The 19,060-nt window shown below is 66.6% G+C and carries 18 protein-coding genes; 4 read left to right on the top strand and 14 right to left on the bottom strand.

Annotation, left to right across the window (positions count from 1 at the left end):
- Positions 1–128: 128 nt before the first annotated feature.
- From flgL to JLDANKMP_RS21445, 12 genes are all read right to left on the bottom strand, one after another.
- Positions 129–1,331 carry a flagellar hook-associated protein FlgL gene (gene flgL, locus JLDANKMP_RS21500; protein ID WP_005413268.1) on the bottom strand — a complete coding sequence of 401 codons (1,203 nt, stop codon included), beginning with the start codon at positions 1,329–1,331 and terminating at the stop codon, positions 129–131.
- Complete coding sequence (gene flgK / locus JLDANKMP_RS21495) at positions 1,328–3,208, bottom strand: flagellar hook-associated protein FlgK (RefSeq protein WP_005409567.1); 1,881 nt, start codon at positions 3,206–3,208, stop codon at positions 1,328–1,330. Before flgK ends, flgL begins: the two co-directional genes overlap by 4 nt.
- 8 nt (positions 3,209–3,216) lie before the next feature.
- Entirely contained in the window at positions 3,217–4,416 is a 1,200-nt protein-coding gene (gene flgJ, locus JLDANKMP_RS21490; protein WP_043033570.1) for a flagellar assembly peptidoglycan hydrolase FlgJ, read from the bottom strand.
- A 1-nt stretch (position 4,417) separates the two neighbouring features.
- Complete coding sequence (locus tag JLDANKMP_RS21485; protein ID WP_212562069.1) at positions 4,418–5,560, bottom strand: flagellar basal body P-ring protein FlgI; 1,143 nt, start codon at positions 5,558–5,560, stop codon at positions 4,418–4,420.
- 2 nt (positions 5,561–5,562) lie between these two features.
- Complete coding sequence (gene flgH / locus JLDANKMP_RS21480) at positions 5,563–6,255, bottom strand: flagellar basal body L-ring protein FlgH (RefSeq protein ID WP_005409570.1); 693 nt, start codon at positions 6,253–6,255, stop codon at positions 5,563–5,565.
- Positions 6,256–6,277: 22 nt separating this feature from the next.
- Positions 6,278–7,063, bottom strand: a complete 786-nt coding sequence (flgG, locus tag JLDANKMP_RS21475; RefSeq protein WP_005409571.1) for a flagellar basal-body rod protein FlgG — start codon at positions 7,061–7,063, stop codon at positions 6,278–6,280.
- 102 nt (positions 7,064–7,165) lie between these two features.
- The gene (locus tag JLDANKMP_RS21470) at positions 7,166–7,915 is read right to left on the bottom strand and encodes a flagellar basal body rod protein FlgF (protein WP_005409572.1); all 750 of its coding nucleotides are present in this window, start codon (positions 7,913–7,915) and stop codon (positions 7,166–7,168) included.
- A gap of 32 nt (positions 7,916–7,947) precedes the next feature.
- The gene (flgE, locus tag JLDANKMP_RS21465; protein WP_012480126.1) at positions 7,948–9,171 is read right to left on the bottom strand and encodes a flagellar hook protein FlgE; all 1,224 of its coding nucleotides are present in this window, start codon (positions 9,169–9,171) and stop codon (positions 7,948–7,950) included.
- Positions 9,172–9,203: 32 nt separating this feature from the next.
- Positions 9,204–9,887, bottom strand: a complete 684-nt coding sequence (locus JLDANKMP_RS21460; RefSeq protein WP_212562068.1) for a flagellar hook capping FlgD N-terminal domain-containing protein — start codon at positions 9,885–9,887, stop codon at positions 9,204–9,206.
- Between the two features lie 23 nt (positions 9,888–9,910).
- The gene (flgC, locus tag JLDANKMP_RS21455; RefSeq protein WP_010485892.1) at positions 9,911–10,318 is read right to left on the bottom strand and encodes a flagellar basal body rod protein FlgC; all 408 of its coding nucleotides are present in this window, start codon (positions 10,316–10,318) and stop codon (positions 9,911–9,913) included.
- Between the two features lie 3 nt (positions 10,319–10,321).
- Entirely contained in the window at positions 10,322–10,717 is a 396-nt protein-coding gene (gene flgB, locus JLDANKMP_RS21450; RefSeq protein WP_005409576.1) for a flagellar basal body rod protein FlgB, read from the bottom strand.
- A 138-nt stretch (positions 10,718–10,855) separates the two neighbouring features.
- A complete protein-coding gene (locus JLDANKMP_RS21445) occupies positions 10,856–11,800 on the bottom strand; it encodes a chemotaxis protein (RefSeq protein WP_024958572.1) in 945 nt (314 codons plus the stop codon).
- A 281-nt stretch (positions 11,801–12,081) separates the two neighbouring features.
- On the opposite strand from JLDANKMP_RS21445, the gene flgA reads away from it, so the two are divergent.
- From flgA to JLDANKMP_RS21425, 4 genes are all read left to right on the top strand, one after another.
- Positions 12,082–12,738: a flagellar basal body P-ring formation chaperone FlgA gene (flgA, locus tag JLDANKMP_RS21440; RefSeq protein WP_043033566.1), complete on the top strand. Its 657-nt coding sequence runs from the start codon at positions 12,082–12,084 to the stop codon at positions 12,736–12,738.
- 75 nt (positions 12,739–12,813) lie between these two features.
- The gene (gene flgM, locus JLDANKMP_RS21435; protein WP_005409579.1) at positions 12,814–13,119 is read left to right on the top strand and encodes a flagellar biosynthesis anti-sigma factor FlgM; all 306 of its coding nucleotides are present in this window, start codon (positions 12,814–12,816) and stop codon (positions 13,117–13,119) included.
- A complete protein-coding gene (locus JLDANKMP_RS21430; protein WP_005409580.1) occupies positions 13,116–13,454 on the top strand; it encodes a flagellar protein FlgN in 339 nt (112 codons plus the stop codon). The genes flgM and JLDANKMP_RS21430 overlap by 4 nt, the downstream gene beginning before the upstream one ends.
- A 91-nt stretch (positions 13,455–13,545) precedes the next feature.
- Entirely contained in the window at positions 13,546–14,763 is a 1,218-nt protein-coding gene (locus tag JLDANKMP_RS21425) for an ATP-binding protein (protein WP_005409581.1), read from the top strand.
- Between the two features lie 409 nt (positions 14,764–15,172).
- Here JLDANKMP_RS21425 and JLDANKMP_RS21420 read toward each other — a convergent pair whose 3' ends face one another.
- The gene (locus JLDANKMP_RS21420; protein ID WP_005409582.1) at positions 15,173–16,945 is read right to left on the bottom strand and encodes an EAL domain-containing protein; all 1,773 of its coding nucleotides are present in this window, start codon (positions 16,943–16,945) and stop codon (positions 15,173–15,175) included.
- 4 nt (positions 16,946–16,949) lie between these two features.
- Positions 16,950–19,052, bottom strand: a complete 2,103-nt coding sequence (locus tag JLDANKMP_RS21415; RefSeq protein ID WP_212562067.1) for a PAS domain-containing sensor histidine kinase — start codon at positions 19,050–19,052, stop codon at positions 16,950–16,952.
- Between the last annotated feature and the right edge of the window lie 8 nt (positions 19,053–19,060).

Below are 19,060 nucleotides of genomic sequence, written 5' to 3'. Positions count from 1 at the left end.
GAATGCGTGCAGCACGTTTCCGGTAGCGCCAGCCCACGCCCGGCGAGCGCGACGGAACGGGCACGCAGGAACGAAAAAGGCCGCGATGCAGGGCATCGCGGCCTTTCAGGGGTGACGCAGGAGATGCGTCAGCGGATCTTGTTGAACAACGACATCGACTGCATCTGCGAGAAGATCGTCTGTGCCGCCTGCAGCGCGGTGCTCTGCAGCTGGTACTGGCTCAGTGCATCGGCATAGTCCAGGTCGCGCATCTGCGACAGCGTGGTCTTCAGGGTCACGCTGTTGGCTTCACGCATGTCGGCGGCATTGTCCAGTGCCTTCAGCTGCGCACCGCCGGCCGCGCGCGAATCGATCATCCGTTCCGACGCACGGGCCACATCGCGCAGGGCGCTCTGCAGTTCGTTCTGCTGCGCGCTCATCTTGGCGGTGGTGCCGGTGTCGGCATCAAGCGCGGCAATCAGCTTGTCCATGGTGTCGAAGATGTCGCGGCTGGTTGCCGGCTTCACACTGAAGCTGTCACCGGCAGCGGGTGCGCCGGTGATCTGCAGGCGCACACCGTTGACTTCGACGTTGTCACCAGCCTTGAACGTGCCGGTGCCGGTCACGTTGCCAGCGCCGTCCAGTACCTGGTACTGGTCGGCGGCGGTGAAGCGGATGCTGAAGGACTGGCCGTTCCAGCTGTCGCTGCCATCGCGGGTGATGTTGGTCAGCACGCCATTGCCGGTATTGCTGGCCGCGGCAACACCATCGACGAAGCCGTCGCCAGTAGGAATGCGCATGAAGATTTCGCTGCCGGGCAGGGCATCCCGAACATAGGTATCGGGGCCGACTTCAATCTGGCGCTGGGTCTGGTCGCCACGGTAGACCACCTTGCCATTGATCTTGGCGAACGGCGGATCGCCATCGTTGGTGCCGCCGAACACGTAGCGGCCGGTGCCGTCGTCGGCGTTGGCCAGCGACAGCAGGCCCTCGCGGATCTGGTTCAGTTCGGTGATCAGCGTTTTCTTGTCGGCGGCGCCCAGTGCCGGATTGCTGGCCTGGATGGTCAGGTCGTTGACGCGCGCCATCAGGTCGTTGACCTGGGCCAGGGTGTTTTCCTGTACGCCCAGTCGGTTCTGCACGTTGCCGGCATTGAGTTTCATCCGGTCCAGTGCGGCCAGGCTGCGGTCAAGCCCGACCGCCGCACCAGCGGCAACCGGATCGTCCTTGGCGCTGACGATCTTGCTGCCGGTGGCGATCTGCTGCTCCAGGTGGCTGAGCTTGGCCTGCTTGGCCATCATCAGCGACACGGACTGGTTGAACATCATGCTGGTGGAGATACGGCTGCTCATCGACGGACGGCTCCCAGGATGGTCTGGAACATGCTGTCGGCGGTGGAGATCAGCTGCGAGGCTGCCTGGTAGGCCTGTTGCAGGCGCAGCATGTCGGCCGCCTCCTCGTCCAGGTTGACGCCGGATACCTCATCGCGCGCTTCCTGCGCCTTGTCATTGATCACCAGCTGCGCTTCCAGCGAATACTCGGCCGAGCGGGCGGCTGCACCGACCTGGGTGGTCAGGCCCCCCAGGGCGCCGTTGAGGGTGACCGTGCCGCTGTTGAATGCCTTGGCGCTCTCCACCTTGGACAGCCTGGAGGCGTTGCTGTTGTCCGACGAGCCCGCCGGAGTCGGGGTGATGTTGAAGGTGTCGCCGACCTTCGGCGCACCGTCCAGCACGAAGCTCCAGCCATTGGCACTGATGGTCTGGCCGGGCGTGTAGGTCTGCGGCGGGCCCCCATCGATGGTGTAAGTGGTGGCCGAGGTGAACACGATCGCGGCCGGATTGCGCAGGTTGGCGTTGGTCGAATCGCTGACGGTGACACCGCTCAGCTTGCCGGTGCCCGTGTTGGACGTCGCCGCCGCGCCCTTCACCGCCGCAGCAGCGGCGATGCGCGACGGATCGGTGATCGCCACTTCCATGCTGCCAGCAACGCCTGCGGTCGGCTGCAGCAGGAAGCGGTCGTTGGCCGCCGGGGTACCGCCGACCACCAGCTTGACGCCGTTGATCACCAGTGGATCGGCGGCCGTACCGGTGCCGGTCAGCGGAACGTTCGCACCGGTGTCGGCACGACTGGCCTTCCAGTTGGTGCCATCGAACTGCAGCACCACGTTCTGCGCGTCCAGCTTGCCGAGGTCGCCGTAAGTGGCGCTGAGGCTGGCGGTGCCGGTGTTGGCATTGTTGGCGGTGACGCGTGGATTGCCGATGTTGAAGAAGTCACCCCCGAGCTGGCCATACAGGTCCACGCCCTGGTGATGCACCTGGTTGAAGCTCTCGGCCAGGCCTACCGCCAGCTTGCCCAGTTCGGCCTGGGCCGGTGTCAGCACGGTGTCGCGGAACTCCAGCAGGCCACCGATCTGGCCACCGACCGCCTTCGGGTCGAGCCGGATGGTGTTGCCCTGCGTTTCCAGCGCCAGCTGCAGCCGCTCCGGCTGGTACGGGTCGGCAACGGTGGTGACCTTGGTCGCCGTGGTGCCCACCACCAGCGCGTTTCCGCCGGCGGTGTAGACATTCATGATGCCGCCGTCCTGGATAACTGCGGTGCCACCGGTGTAGCCGATCAGCTGGGTGATCAACTGGTCGCGGCGATCGAGCAGGTCCGGTGCGGCGGTAGCAATGTTGGTGCCGATCGCACCGTTGATCTGCGCGATCTCCTGCGCCAGCCGGTTGACCTCGGTGGCACCGGCCAGCAGGCCGTTGTTGACCTCGCTGTTGAGGTTGTTCAGGTGCGTGTTGAGCTGGACGAAGCGGTTGGCCAAAGCCTTGCCACCGTCGAGCATGTTCTGGCGGTCGGCGGTGCCGGCCGCATTGGACGACAGGCCGCTGACCGAATCGAAGAACTTCGACCAGACGCCGGACACGTTGGTTGCCGCGTCGGAGAACAACGAATTGACCCGGTCGGCCATGCCGGAGAGCTGCTTCAGGCGCGCCAGCTCGCCGCTGCTGTCGAGCAGGCGCGAGATCGCCAGCTGGTCGGCGGTACGGCGGATGTCGGTGATGCGGGTGCCGTTGCCGACCGTGCCGTAGCCGTAGTTCTGGGGATCAGCCGTGGCGAAGTTGACCTTCTGCCGGCTGTAGCCGGGGGTATTGAGGTTGGCCACGTTGTGGCTGGTGGTCGCCAACGCACGCTGGAAGGCGAGCAGGGCACCGGTACCGGTGGAAAGTACGCTGGACATGGGGTTCCTCAACGACGGGTGATACCCAGCGCCGCGGTTGCGGTGCTGGCGAAGGTCTGGCCAAGGCGCGAGCCGGCATCGGCCACGGCGCTGACGGCGCGCTCGATGGTCGGTCCGCCGGCGATCGCGGCAATCTTGGCCGCGTAGCGCGGGTCGGTGGCATAGCCGGCGCGCTGCAGGCCACGGGCGAAGCCCTGCACGTCGGTGCCGGCCTGCAGGGCCTGCTGGTAGCGCGGGCTGGTCTTCAGCAGGCGCACGTAGTCGGCAAAGCTCTCGGCCGGCGAACTGTAGGCACGGAAGCTGGCGGTCTCGTTGCGGCGCACGCCATCGACGTACTCGTGGGTGCCGGCCACGGCGCGCTGGCCGTTCCAGCCATTGGCCTTGATGCCGAACAGGTTGTGCGAGGTGCTGCCGTCGGCATGCTTGATGTGGCGCTTGCCCCAACCGGTTTCCAGCGCCGCCTGGGCGACCAGGGCGCGGGCATCCACGCCCAGTTCCTTGGCCGCACGCTGCGCATGCTGCCAGATGCTGGCGACGAAGCCTTCCGGGGTGTGTTCGCCCAGCTGGGCGACGGCGGTGCGGGTCGCCATCGCATCGGCCGGGCTGATGGCCGTACCGCGGTTGCTGGCGGTGGCCGCCCACTGGTCGCTGTTGGCAGCCCAGTCCTCGCCTTGCAGGCCGCCGATGTACGGATCTTCGGTACCCAGCGAGCGGTGCATGCTGCTGCTTTCGCGCCCGGCGATCAGGTCCAGCGCCTGTTCCATCGGTGCAACCGCCGCGTGTGCGCCGGACTGCGCGCCGGCGGCCATCTGCTGCAGAAGGCGCACGGCCTGGCTGCCGTCTTCCAGCGGCAGCGACGGTGCCGGCTTGGCCGGTGCATTGAGCTGATAGGCGCGGCTGGCCTTGGCGGGGTCCACGCGGGTATCCAGCGCCGGGCCATCGGCGGCCTGGCCGGACAGCTGCCGGCTGATCATGCCGGACAGGCCCAGGCCTTTGCCGCGGGTCATCGCCTCGGCAATCTTCTGGTCGTACATCTCGCGGAACATCTTGTTTTCGCCGGGGAACAGCGAGTCGCCGAAGCTGGCGTCACGCATGCTCTTGACCAGCATCTGCGCGAACTGGCCTTCCAGCTGGCGCGCGACCTTATCGATCTTCGCCGGATCGTTCTGTTGTGCCGGGTGCAGATCGAATGCGGGATTGATGCGCATGTCAGATCACCTCGAGCTCGGCACTCAATGCGCCGGCCTGCTTCAGGGCTTCCAGGATCGCGATGAGATCGCCTGGTGCTGCGCCCACGGCGTTCACCGCGTGCACGATCTCGTCCAGGGTGGTGCCGCCGCTGAACTTGAACATGCGGCTGCCGTCGTTGGTGGCGGTGATGGTCGACTGCGGGCTGGCTACGGTACGGCCGCCGGACAGCGCATTGGGCTGGCTGACGTTGGTGTTTTCCTGGATGGTCACGGTCAGCGAACCGTGCGAGATCGCGGCAGGTCCCACGCGCACCTGCTGGCCGATGACCACGGTGCCGGTACGCGAATTGACCACCACCTTGGCCGGAGCGCTGCCCGGGGTCAGTTCCAGGTTCTCGATGCGCGCCAGCAGGCCGATGCGTGCGCCCGGATCGGTCGGCGCGGTGACCGCCACGGTCACGCCGTCGACCGCACGCGCCGCACCGTCGCCGAACGCATTGTTGAGCGCAGCGACCATGCGCGAGACCGTGGTGAAGTCATTGTTGTGCAGGTTCAGGGTGATCTCGCCGCCGTTGGCCAGCGGATCGGGCAGCGCTCGCTCCACGGTCGCACCGTTGGGAATGCGGCCGACGCTGGGCACGTTCACCGAGACACGGGAACCATCCTTGCCCTGTGCACCAAAGCCGCCCACGATCAGGTTGCCCTGGGCGATGGCATAGATCTGGCCGTCGGCGCCGCGCAGCGGGGCCATCAACAGCGAACCGCCACGCAGCGAGACCGCGTTGCCGATCGAGGACACGGTGATATCGATCGGCTGGCCTGGCTTGGCGAACGGCGGCAGTTCAGCGTGGATCGCCACGGCGGCCACGTTCTTCAGCTGCGGGTTGACGTTCGGCGGTACGTTCACGCCCAGCTCGCCGAGCAGGTTCTTCAGGCTCTGCACGGTGAAGGGTGCCTGGCTGGTGCGGTCGCCGCTGCCATCGAGGCCGACCACCAGGCCATAACCCACCAGCGCATTGCCACGCACGCCGCCGACCTGGGCCAGGTCCTTGATGCGCTCGGCGCTGGCCGGGGCCACCACGGCGAAGACCAGGAACGCGCCGCAGTAGAGCGACGCCACGCGGCGCTGCCAGGAAGAAGAGGGGAGGAGTTTCATGGCCATACTCAGAACGGCGTCAGGCCGGAATTGAAGAAGCGGCTCAGCCAGCCCATCGCGTTGGACTGCGCGACCGGGCCGCGGCCGCCGTAGACGATGCGGGCTTCGGCCACGCGGCTGGAAGGAATGGTGTTGTCCTGGCTGATGTCGCCCGGGCGCACGATGCCCTGCACCTGCACCAGTTCATCACCCTGGTTCAGCCGCAGGTTCTTCTGCCCCTGTACCACCAGGTTGCCATTGGGCAGGCGCTGGATCACCGTGACCGTGACACTGCCCTGCAGGCGGTTGCTCTGCGCGCTGTTGCCCTTGCCGGTGAAGTCACGCGCGCCCTTGGCCGTCGCACTGAGGATGTCCTTGCCGCCCAGGGTGACCGGCGCACCGAGGATGGACGGCGTGCCCAGGCTCAGGTTGGATTCCTTGTTGGTGGCCGTGTTGGCGCTGGTCTGCGCGGTGGTGTTCTCCAGCAGGGTGATGGTCAGCAGGTCGCCGACATCGCGCGCGCGACGGTCCGAATACAACTGCAGGGTCGGGCCGGCCGCGTAGATCGCGCCGGCGGTCGGTTCGGCCTGCGGTGGCATGATCGGCTGGATCGGTGCCATTGCCGGATAGGGGCGCACATCGCCGGCAATGACGCAGCCACCGAGCAGGGCAGCCACGGTGCAGGCGAGGGCAGTGCGGGCGAAGTTGGAAATGGGCGACATGGCGGTTTCCCGGGTTGGCCGGTCAGAGCTTGTTGTTGAGGTAGCCGAGCATCGAATCGGTGGTGGAAATCGCCTTGGCGTTCATTTCGTAGGCGCGCTGGGTTTCGATCATCGACACCAGCTCTTCCACCACGTTGACGTTGCTGCCTTCCAGCGCGCCCTGCACCACGGTGCCGAGGCCGTTGAGGCCGGGGTTGCCGTTCTGTGCCGGGCCGGAGGCCGTGGTCTCGAGGAACAGATTCTCGCCACGGGCCTGCAGGCCGGCCGGATTGACGAAGTCGGTCAGGGTCAGCGCGCCGACTTCCACCGAGGCGGCGCCGTCGGCCATCTTCACGCTGATGGTGCCGTCGGTACCGATGGTTACCGACTGCGCGCCTTCGGGAATCTGGATGCCTGGCTGCACCGGGTAGCCGCTGTTGGTGACCAGCTCGCTGTCCTGGTTGATCTTGAACGAGCCATCACGGGTGTAGGCCGAGCTGCCATCAGGCATCTGAACCTCGAAGAAGCCGCGGCCATTGACCATCACGTCGAGGGCGCGGCCGGTCTGCTGCTGGCCACCCTGTTCAAAATTCTTGGCGGTGGCGACCACGCGCACGCCGGTACCCAGTTGCAGGCCGGTTGGCAGCTGCGTCTGTGCCGAGGAGGAGCCGCCGGGCTGGCGCACCTGCTGGTACAGCAGGTCTTCAAAACTGGCACGGTCCTGCTTGAAGCCGGTGGTGTTGGTGTTGGCGAGGTTGTTGGAAACCACCGACATGCGCATCTGCTGCGCATCCAGTCCGGTTTTCGCGATCCACAATGCCTGGTTCATCTTCGGTGTCCTGTCTGGTGGAGCCGGCCGCGCGGTGCGGCCCTTGTCTTCGGGTGTGCAAGCGGTGTGCCAGCGCCGCTGTCGGGCGGCGCCGGAATTCCGTCAGCTGCCCAGGCGCAGCATGCTGTTGGCGCTGCGCGCGTTCTCGTCGCCGTGCTTGATCACCTGCACCTGCATTTCGTACTGGCGCTGCAGCTGGATCATCTGCACCAGCGCGCCAGCGGCGTCCACGTTGCTGCCTTCCAGCTGGCCGCTGTGCACGGCCGTGCCCTGTGCCGGGGCGAACGGCTGGCGCGGGTCGGTGTTGCGGAACAGGCCATCCAGGCCACGCTCAAGGCGCTCGTCCGGCGCCTGCACCACCTTGATCCGGCCGATCTGCGCCATCGTCTGCGGGCCTTCGCCCTGCGGGATGATCGAGAGCGTGCCGTCGGCACCGATTTCCATCGCCTGGTAAGGCGGAATGGCGATCGGGTTGTTGTTGTCATCCAGTACCGGACGGCCGCTGGAGGTCACCAGCTGGCCGTTCGGCGTCACCGACAACGCCGCGCCGCGCGTGTACGCCTCGCTGCCGTCGCTGGACTGCACGGCCAGCCAGGTGCCGGTCTGCAGGGACAGATCCAGCGGCTTGCCGGTGATGTGCTGCGAACCGGGCGTGCGGTTGAAGCCGGCATCGACGTGCAGCGCATCCACCCGCGAGGCAAAGCCCGGGCCCTTGATCGGGAAGGCTTCGGTATTGGCCAGCGCTTCCTTGAAGCCAGGGGTGTCCGAGTTGGCGAGGTTGTGGCTGAGCGTTCCCTGCGCCTGCAGGGAGGCGCGGGCACCGGTCATCGCCACGTAAAGGGCTTTATCCATGCGGGGAGTTCCGTGACAGGGTCAGCAGCTCATTAACGGATGTTGATGACGGTCTGGGTGATCTGGTCCTGGGTGGTGATCATCTGCGCGTTGGCCTGGAAGTTGCGCTGCGCGGTGATCATGTTGACCAGCTGCTCGGTGAGGTCGACGGTGGATGCTTCCAGCGAGCCGGCCTGGATCTTGCCGAGATTGGAGGTGTCCGGCATGCCGGTGCGCGGGGTGCCCGAGCTGAAGGTGTCCACCCACAGGTTGTTGCCCTTCGATTCCAGGCCCTGCGGATTGTTGAAGGTGGTCAGCGCGACCTGGCCCAGCGGCTTGTCGGCGCCATTGGAGTAACGCGCGTAGACCACGCCGGTTTCCGACACGGTGATCTCATTGAGCTTGCCGGCGGCGTAGCCATCCTGCTGGGTGTTGCGCAGCGCGAACTTTTCGCCGTACTGGGTCGAGCCGCTCACGTCCAGCGTCATGTTCAGCACGCCGGCACCGGTGGTCGGGGTGAAGGTGCCGAGGCTGACCTTGCCGTCCGCTGGTGCGGTCAGCTTGCCGCTGTTGTCGAAGGTGACCGGGGTCGGCGCGCCGGCCGGCTGGCCGTCCACGTAGTTGCGCACGGTCCACTCGTTCGGGTTGGCACCCTTCACGAAGTACGAGACCTGGATGTGGCTGACGCCCAGCGAGTCGTACACGGTGATGCCGCCGCTGGAGTGGTTGTAGCTGTTGGAGTCGGTCGGATCGAAGGTGGTGACCGTCGGCTGCTTCGCGTTGGCCGGCAGGGTAAAGCCGACCTTCACTTCGCTGGTCTGCTTCGGCGGGCTGTCGGTGGTGAGCAGCTGCAGGTCGACCATGCGGCCGGCATCGAAGTTGGTGCCGTCGGCATTCGGTGCGAACACCTGCAGGCGCGCGCCCTGCGGGTTGACCACGTAGCCCGATGCATCGGTCTGGAAGTTGCCGGCGCGCGAGTACACGCGGGTGCCGTTCATGTTCATGGTGAAGAAGCCTTCACCGGAAATAGCCATGTCCAGGCTGCGGCCGGTCTGTTCGTTGTGGCCCTGCTTGAACTGCTGGGCGACATTGGAAACGCGCACGCCAGAGCCGACCGCGTTCTTCGACAGGCCATAGCCGGTGGCCGAGAACAGGTCGGCGAATTCGGCGCGCGATTCCTTGAAGCCGGTGGTGTTGACGTTGGCGACGTTGTTGGCAGTGACGCTCAGGTCGGAATTGGCGGCATTGATGCCGGACAGCGAGACATTGAAGCCCATGGGATGCTCCTGGTAAGTGCGGGGTGTGCGGCTCAGCTGACGCGGAGCACGTAGTCGATCGGGGCCGTGCCCAGGCCCTTGAGGTTCAGGTACAGGCCGTCGGAACCGACGGTCACGCTTTCCACCGGCGCCTGCACGTAGGTGGACAGCTTGGTGCTCTTGCCGGCGGTATCGACGTGGTTGGCAACGATGGAATACTTGCCCGGCTCCATGCGCTTGCCGTTGGCATCCTTGCCGTCCCACTGGAACGCAGTCTCGCCGGCAGCCTTGGCTTCCACGCTCAGCGAGGTGACCTTGGCGCCGTTGGCATCGGTGATGTCGACGGTGATGATGCCGGCCGAAGGCGCGGCCACCGTGCCTTCAACGTTGCCTTCCTTTTCCAGCACCAGCTTTTCCGACGGCACCAGCACCTGGTGGCCGACCAGCGCCGCACCACGCAGCACCTGGTCGCTGGCCATCGATTCCTGGAAGCCCTTCACCGTCTTGTTCAGATCGGTGATGCCCTGCACGGTGGACATCTGCGCCATCTGCGCGACCATCTGCGTGTTGTCCATCGGCTTCAGCGGATCCTGGTGCTGCAGCTGTTCGGTCATCAGGCGCAGGAAATCGGCCTGGTCCAGCGTGTTCTTCTTCTTGGTGGCGTTGCTGTTCGGGGCGTTCAGACCGAGTGCGGTGTAGACGTCCTGGTTGGTCTGGTTGTTGACGGCGGTGGTCATGGCGGTATCCGGTACTGCGGGCCTCAGCGGCCCATGGTCAGGGTGGCCAGGGCCAGTTCCTTGGCGGTGGTCAGCATCTCCACGCCGGCCTGGTAGTTGCGCGAGGTCGAGATCAGGTTGACCATCTGCGCCACCGGGTCGACGTCGGGCTGGTAGATGTAGCCATCGCCATCGGCCAGCGGGTGGCCCGGCTCATAGCGCTTGATCGGCGCGGCCTCGCTCTGGGTGATCTCCTTCACCTTCACCGAGGTGATGTTCGGATCGTTCTTGCTGGTGACGGCCTGGAAGATCGGCTCCAGCGGCTTGTACACGGCGTCGGCGGAGCCAGCGACGGTGTCGGCGTTGGAGAGGTTGGAGGCGATGGTGCTCATGCGCACCGACTGCGCCTGCAGCGCGGAGCCGGCGATATCGAAGATCGGCAGGTTGCTCATGGCTTATTGCCCCGTGATCGCGGTCAACATGGAACGCACCTTGCTCTCGACGAAGCTGAGCGAAGCGCGGTACTCGAGCGCGGCGCGGCCATAGGCCGCACGCTCGGCATCGGGATCGACGGTGTTGCCGTCCAGGCTGGGTTGCACGCCTTCGCGCGCGATCTGGAACGGGTTCAGGCCACTACTGATTTCGTAGTGCTGCTCATGGGTGGTGGCCATCAGGCCATTGGCATCCTGCCCCTGGGCATGGCGCAGGGCGGCGTCGAAGTCCAGGTCCTGGGCCTTGTAGCCGGGAGTGTCGGCATTGCCGAGGTTGCTGGCGATCAGCTTCATCCGCTGTTCGCGCAACGGCATGGCCTGGGCATGGACGCCCAGGTAGTCGGTAATCAGGTTGCGCACGGTGCACTCCCACGGGAACGTTGCCCGGGAAGCTGCAAGGGGTGTGCCAAATTCGAGAGGGTAGTGCCGGCCGCTGGCCGGCTCCCCGATGGATCTGCGGTTGCCGGCCAGCGGCCGGCACTACCGGATCAGTGGCCGTCAGGCCGCCATCGCGACCTTGCGCAGGCGGTCCAGCACGAAATCGGCCAGCTCGTGCGGCGAGTACTTGGCGACGAAGGCGTTGGCGCCGACGCGCTCGACCATGGCGTTGTTGAAGACGCCCGACAGCGAGGTGTGCAGCAGCACGTACAGGCCGGCCAAGCCCGGATGGCGCCGGATTTCCGTCGTCAGCGTATAGCCGTCCATGGCCGGCATCTCGATGTCCGAGATGACCATGGCATAGCGCTCGGCCGGGTTCTCGCCCGAGGCGTGGATCTGCAGCAGATGGTCCAGCGCCTGCTTGCCGTCGGAGAGCAGGGTGGCACCCACGCCCAGCTGGTCGAGCACGCTGCGGATCTGCTGGCGGGCCACGCGAGAGTCATCCACCACCAGCACCTGCAGCTGCGGGCCGTCGGCCGGCATTGCCATCGCCGGATCCAGCACCGCCTCGCCGCGCACCTGGGCAATGTCCGCCAGGACGCTTTCCACGTCGATCACCTGGATCAGCTCACCCTGGAAGCGGGTCACGGCGGTCAGGTAGCTCGATTCGGCGCCCAGCTCCGGCGGCGGATGGATGTCTTCCACCGCGATGTTGACGATGCGCTCCACGCCGCTGACCAGGAAGCCCTGGATCGAGCGGTTGAACTCGGTGACGACCAGGTAGCCGGGCGAGGTGTCCGCCTCCGGCTCGCGCTCGGGATGGCCGATCGCCAGGCCGAGGTCCAGCACCGGCACCGAGCGGCCACGCACGTCGGCCACGCCGGAGAACTGGCTGGGCAGCCCGGGCACCTGGAACAGTTCCGGGCGCCGCAGGACTTCCTGCACCTTGAAGACATTGACGCCAAAAAGCTGACGTCCGCCGAGACGGAACAGCAGCAGCGCCAGGCGATTATGGCCGGCCAGACGGGTCCGCTGGTCGATCCGGTTGAGCAGGTCATGGGACATGGCTGCTGTATCGGCGGGGTAGGCGCCGAACTTGAGGGCGCTGTGCCGCCCGCGCGCTCCACACCGCTTCTGTAGAGTCGACTGTTAGTCGACTGCTCTTCTGGGCGACTGCTCTTATAGTCGACTGCTCTTATCCGATCGCGGGAAATCCCGCGCTTCGCGCGAAAGTCGACTGACGCGAAAGTCGACTAACAGTCGACTCTACAGGCCCCATCCCGAGACCCGGTCTCTGGCACACACCTTGCACGCAGCTGGGCCAGGTCCCATCGACAGGAGGCGCCATGCGCCGGGTCACATCTCTATTGGCCATCGCGCTTGCTGTGGCCTCGCCGTGGGCGGCGGCCGCCGACTGGCAACCCGTAGCCAGCATCCGCACCGCAGCGTTGTCGACGCTGCCGGCCGGCAGTGAGGGTGAGGCCCAGGTGGCCGATGCGCTGCGCCTGCCCAAGTGCGGCGGCGCGCTGCAGGTGCAGCCTACCGCCAACACCACGGTGGAGGTCAGTTGCCCTGATGCGGGGGGCTGGCGCCTGTTCGTGCCGGTGAAGGTGCGGCGCAACCAGACCGTGCTGGTGCTCAATCGTGGAATCGGCACTGGAGAAACCCTCACCGCCGCCGATATCACCACTGCCCAGCGTGACGCTGCCCGGATTGCCGGTGCGGTGCTGGCCGATCCCAATGCAGCGATCGGCCGCATCGCCCGCCGTCCGTTGCAGGCCGGAGCCCTGCTGTCGAACAACGACCTGGTGGTGCAGCGTCTCATCAAGCGAGGAGACAATGTGGCCCTGGTGTCGCGTCGCGGTTCGGTCGAGGTCCGCATTGCCGGCCGTGCGATGGGTGATGCCGGTGAGAACGAGCGGGTCTCGGTCGAGAACCTGTCCTCGCGGCGGATCGTGCAGGGCACGGTCGATGCCGCAGGTGACGTAATCGTGGCGCGTTGAATTACCGCAAAATATCCCTAAAGATCACGGCCCTGCGGCCGTTATCCCTTGTGAACGGCAACTCCAGGACACCCCATGAGCCAGAAAATCGACGGCAACCTGCAGGTCCCCCAGGCACTGCGCAGCGTGACGACCCCGGCCAACAAGCCCGGCGTCAGCACCGATGCGGCGGCGCGCCCGGTCGAGGCGGCCGACAGCCTGCGCCTGACCGGCGAGGCCACCAATCTGCAGGCCATCGAGCGTGAGCTGACCACCGCCCCGGCGATCGACGCCCAGCGCGTGGCCGCCGTGCGCGAGTCGCTGCAGAACGGCACCTACAAGATCAATCCGGACGCGATCGCATCGCGCATGCTCGATCTGGACCAGCAGCTGCACGGATGACCGCGGCGATGAGCGAGCCGCTGCAGCGCCTCGCCCAGGCCCTGGACGTTGAACGCCAGGCCCTGGTCGAGCACGACGTACACGCCTTGATCCGGGCCACCGGCGCCAAGCTGGAAGCGCTGCGTGCGCTGGAAGGCGCGCCGCCGGTGGGGCAGGGCGAGCAGCTGCAGGAACTGGCCGAGCGCAACCGCGCCAATGGCGTGCTGCTTTCGCGGCGCCGACGCGAAGTCAACTGGGCATTGCGCCAGTTGGGCCGTACCGAAGACGCCTCGGCCTATGACGCCAAGGGCCAGTCACACACCGTTACTGCCCGCCGCCCACTCGCCGTCGCCTGACGCGACGGCGGTCGCACTACCCACCCCCGCGGGCTGAAGCCCGCTGCGTGACCGCGTATATTGGGCGCCTGTTCGAACGTCCCGAGTCGCCGTGTCCGCTGCCAACGCCCTGGTTACCGCCCCCCTTCCGCCGCAGCCGGTGCTGCAGGCCCTGCTTGAGCGCCTGCGCGAAGGGCTGCTGCTGTTCACTGAAGACGGGCAGGTGGCGCTGGCCAATCCGGCCGCGCAGAACCTGTTGGCCGGTGGGGAGGACGGTGCACTGCCGCCGCAGCGGCTGCGTGAGCTGCTGCCACCCGATGCGCTGGAACAGGCGCGGCAGCATGGTCACTGGAACGGCAGCCTGCCGCTGGGGGAGGGCGTGGTCATCGCCCACCTCTACCACCACGGCCCGGTCGGCCAGGGGCACTTCCTGGCGTTGTTCCGCCATATCGAAGGGCAGGAGGACTACGAGCGCGAGCTGCAGCAGCGCCATGCCGAGCTGCGCCAGGCCTACCTGCGCCTCAACGGTACCCAGGAAAAGCTGCTGCAGTCGGAAAAGATGGCGTCCATCGGCCAGCTCGCTGCTGGCGTGGCGCACGAGATCAACAACCCGATCGGCTACGTGCACTCCAACCTGGGCAGCCTGCAGGAGTACCTGCGCAGCCTGTTCACGGTGATCGAAGCCTACGAACGCGCCCTTCGTGCGCCCGACCCGAAGGCGTTGATTCCGGAAATCGACGATATCCGTGACCGCCTGGACATCGATTTCATCAGCCGCGACCTGCCGCAGCTGATGGCCGAATCGCGCGAAGGCATCGAACGGGTGACCCGCATCGTGCGTGACCTGAAGGACTTCTCGTATTCCGGCCGCGACGAATCGTGGAAGCTGGTCGACCTGCACGCAGGGCTGGAATCGACCATCAACATCATCTGGAACGAGCTCAAGTACAAGGTCACCCTGGTGCGTGAGTTCGGCCAGCTGCCGCTGGTGGAATGCCTGCCGTCCGAGTTGAACCAGGTCTACATGAACCTGCTGCTCAACGCCGGCCACGCCATTGCCGAGCGTGGCACGATCACCGTGCGTACCGGTGTCGACGGTGACCAGGTATGGGTCGAATTTGAAGACACTGGCGGCGGCATCTCGCCGGAACTGCGCCAGCGCATCTTCGATCCGTTCTTCACCACCAAGCCGGTGGGCAGCGGTACCGGCCTGGGCCTGTCGATCTCCTACAGCATCATCAACAAGCACCATGGCCGCATCGACCTGGACAGCACCCCGGGCGTGGGCTCGCGCTTCCGCGTGGTGCTGCCGGTCAAGCAGCCGCGCTGACCGCTTCGGGTACTGCCGGCTGCTGGCCGGCAATCCCATTGAACTGGGCATCGAGATTAGCCGGCCAGCGGCCGGCTCTACCAGGGCTTGTCCCCGACCTGGATTCGCGCTTCGGGTAGTGCCGGCCGTTGGCCGGCATCCTCATTGAATCCGGCATCGAGAGCAGCCGGCCAGCGGCCGGCTCTACCAGGGCTTGTCCCCGACCGGGTTCGCGCTTCGGGTAGTGCCGGCCGCTGGCCGGCAACCTCTTTGAGCCAGGCATCGAGAGCAGCCGGCCAGCGGCCGGCTCTACCAGGGCTTGTCCCCGACCGGGTTCGCGCTTCGGGTAGTGCCGGCCGCTGGCCGGCAACCTCTTTGAGCCAGGCATCGAGAGCAGCCGGCCAGCGGCCGGCTCTACCAGACGGGATCGTTACCGCAGCGGGCGATCCTCGCCGCCATCCCCGCTCTCGGCAGGCGCCGGACCGGCGTTGCTGCGACGCTGCTCCTCATAGGTGCGGAATGCCTGGTGGATGTGCTTGCGCAGCTCATCGTCGTTCCACGGTTTGGTCAGGAAGCGATAGATCGCGCCGCGGTTGATCGCGTCGGTCACCGTGTTCAGATCGGTGTAACCGGACAGCACCAGACGGATCGTGTCCGGGTACAGCATCTTCACCCGGCCCAGGAACTCGGTGCCGCTCATGTCGCTCATGCGCTGGTCGGACAGGATCACCTGCACGTCGTTGATCGCCAGCAGGTCGAATGCATCGCGCACGTTGCCGGCGGCCAGGATGCGGTAGCCATCGCGGCGGAACAGGCGCACCAGCGAGCGCAGCACGTTCTCCTCGTCGTCCAGCAGCAGCAGCGTGCGGTCCGGGCGGGTCTCGGCGAAGGCTTCCGGGCGCAGGTAGCGGCGGCGCAGGGTCATGCCGGCGGCATCGGCCGACATCGGTTCGCCGAACAGGTAGCCCTGGAACACGTCGCAGTCGTTGCGGCGCAGGAAGCCCAGCTGCGCCTGCGATTCCACGCCGTTGGCAATGACCGTCATGCCCAGCTGGTGGCCCATGGCGATGATCGCGCGTGCGATGGCTGCCTCGCGGTTGCCGGCTGGTGCACTCTTGATGAAACTGCGGTCGATCTTCAGCTTGTCCACCGGGTAACGCACCAGCGCACTGAGGCTGGAATCGCCGGTGCCGAAGTTGTCCAGGCTCAGGCTGATGCCTTCGTTGCGCAGGTTGGCCAGTGTCTCGTGCACGAAATTGACATTGTTGGTCAGCGCGCTTTCGTTGATCTCCAGCGTCAGCATCTGTGCCGGCACGCCCGCGGCCTGGATCAGGCCCATCACTTCAGCGAAGAAGTTCGGCCGCAGCAGCTGCAGGGTGGAGACGTTCACGGCAATGGTGAAGTCGTCGAAGCCCTGGTCGCGCCACAGGCGGGCCTGCTTGAGCGCGCCCTCCAGCACCCAGGTGCCGATCTGCACGATGATGCCCAGCCGCTCGGCGGTGCGCATGAAGCGCTCCGGTACCAGCATGCCCAGCGTGGGGGACTGCCAGCGCAGCAGCGCCTCCATGCCCACCACATGGCCGTCGCGGGCACTGACCAGCGGCTGGTAGCGAAGCTTCAGCTCACCGTTGGGGATCGCGTCGACGATCTGGCGCGCGATGATGCTCTCGCTGTGCGCGCTCGGCGGGGTATCCACTGCATGGATGCGCACCGCGTTTCCACCTTCGCGGGCCGCCTGGTACAGCGCATCCTCGGCGTGGTCGAGCAGTCGCGAGGCGTTACTGGCGTGTTCCGGGCACAGGCTCACCCCCAGCTTGCCAGTCATGAACAGCGTGTACGGCAGCACCGACAGGGGCAACTCCATCTGTTGCCGGATCTCCTCGGCGAAGTCCTCCGGCAGCGGCACGTCGGCGTTGCGCGGGACCGCGATCAGGAACTCGTCGCTGCCATGCCGCCACAGTTTGCCGCGACCGCGCAGGTAGGACTGCAGCCGCTGCGCCACCAGCACCAGCGCCTGGTCACCCACCTCGGCGCTCATGTTCTCGTTGACTGAAGCGAAGTGGTCGATGTCCACGTGCATCAGCATCAGCGCGGTGCCGCCGGAGGCCGCTTCGGCGACCATCGCCTGCAGCTCGGGGTTGCCGGCACCGAGGCGATCGGGTGCATCATCGATGCTGACCGGCGGCTGGTTGGGATTCCACATAGGCTCAGTATTCCGGTGACTCAACGGCGGCCATGCTGGCCGCCTGGTAGGGGAGGTGAACGTCGATCAGGGTGCCTTCGCCATGTGCGGACTCGATGCGCACATGGCCGCCGACACTCTGCGCGCGCTCGCGCATCACGATCAGGCCCAGGCCGCGCGGGCCGTCCGGGTCGAAACCTTCGCCGTCGTCGCGGATCTGCAGGTGCAGGCTGCGCTTGCCGATGTCGCGCAGTTGCAGGTGTACCTGGCTCGCGCGCGCGTGCCGCAGCACGTTGGTCAGGCTCTCCTGTGCGATGCGGAAGCAGGCCTGTTCGATGCTGTTGTCGGGGCGATAAGGCAGGGGCTCGATCTCGGCCAGCAGCTCCACCTGCGAAGAACGGAACAGGACCCGTGCCTGCCAGCTGAGGGCTGCTTCCAGGCCCAGCGCGTCCAGCTGCGGAGGGCGCAGCAGGGTGGAGATGTCGCGCAGCTTGGCTACCGTGGTGTCGGCCAGGCTGACGATCTGTGCCAGGTCCTCGGCGCGGCGTTGCGGATCGTGCTCGTCCTGCGCGGCATGGGCGGACAATTTGATCGCCGTGATCGCCTGGCCGATGTCGTCGTGCAGATCGCGCGAGATCGCGCGGCGCTCGTCTTCCTGCAGGGAGAACAGGCGGCCGGCCATCGCCTGCAGTTCGCGGTTGCTGGTTTCCAGTGCACTGCGCGTCCGTTCGGAATCACTGAGGTCGCGCACGATCAGCAGCTTGCAGTCGCGGCCACCATAGCGAACCTCGCCCACCGCCAGGCCGGCATGGAAGCTGCGGCCGTCGGCGCGCTGCATGGCCACCACGCTGCTGTGGCCGGGGCCCAGGTGTGGCTGTCCTGCACGCAGCTGGCCGCGGACGCGGGCCAGATCACCGGCAGCGACCAGCGCCGACAGCGGCTCACCCAGCAGGGTATGGCTGCCATAGCCGAACAGGCTGGCCGCCCAGGCGTTGGTGTACAGCACGTGCTCGTCGGAGAGGATCACCACGCCATCGGGCAGCACCCGCACCAGCTCTCGGAACTGTTCTTCGCGCTCGCGCAGCAGGCGTCGCGATTGCTCCCGCTCGGTCACGTCCTGCAGGGTGCCCAGTACGCGGCTGCGGCCGGACTCATCGACACCACTGGCGGCACGCAGGTGCACCATCAGGGCGCGTCCGTCCATCGACAGCAGGGGCAGCAGTACGTCCACCTGTACCGGATCACCCGAGCAGAGGTCGGCCAGCAGCTGTTCGGTCTGGGTGGCGGTGGCGGGGTCGGCGGGAACCAGCAGCTCGTCGAAGCGGTGCCAGCGGCGGGCTTCCGGCGGCCGGCGGCCAAGCAGTCGGTAGACCTGGTTGGAATAGCGGCCCATGCCGGTGGACGGGTCCAGTTCCCAGGCGCCGATGCGCGCCAGTTCGTGGGCTTCTTCCACCCGCGCAAGCGCTTGGTCACGGCGCAGCTGGGCCAGGTCCTCGGCGGTGCGGTCGATGGCAATCAACAAGCGCGCGTTGTGGCCGTCATAGCTGATGGCGTTGGAGCGCAGTTCCATCTGCCGCAGCGAGCCGTCACGCAGCTGCAGCTGGGTACGCAGGATGCACAGTTCCTCCGGCGCCTCGCGGATCGCCTCCAGCTTGGTCTGCAGCGCCTGGTCCTGGCCTGGCGGCCACAACGCGTCGATGGTCTGCTCCAGCAGTTCGTCACGCTCCCAGCCGAAGGCGGTACAGGCAGCCGGATTCGCATCGAGGATCGCCAGCGTGTCCAGGTCGTAGACCAGGATCGGGCCGGGGTTGCCCTCGAACATCTGCCGCAGGCGCAGCTCCGAGGCCTGCTGGCGCGCATGGGTGTGCAGCACATGCTCGGCCAGCGGCCGCAACAGCAGATACAGCAGGCCGGCACTGGCCAGTGCGAAGAACGAGCCCTTCACGCTCTGCCACATCGCCGCCTGCTGCGGATCCGGCACCAGCGCCTGCACGGCACTGTCGGAAGCGATCATCCAGGCCAATGCCATCACCAGGTAGCTCAGGACCACCCGTCGCCGGTCGCGGCTCAGCGCCTGCGCCATCCGCGGATCGGGTACAAGGGCGGTGCCGGTCGGTTCTGCAGGCATGGACGGGC

This window comes from Stenotrophomonas sp. PE591, assembly GCF_018320795.1.
Lineage (GTDB): Bacteria > Pseudomonadota > Gammaproteobacteria > Xanthomonadales > Xanthomonadaceae > Stenotrophomonas > Stenotrophomonas maltophilia.
This window is presented reverse-complemented; position numbering and strand designations above follow the sequence as displayed.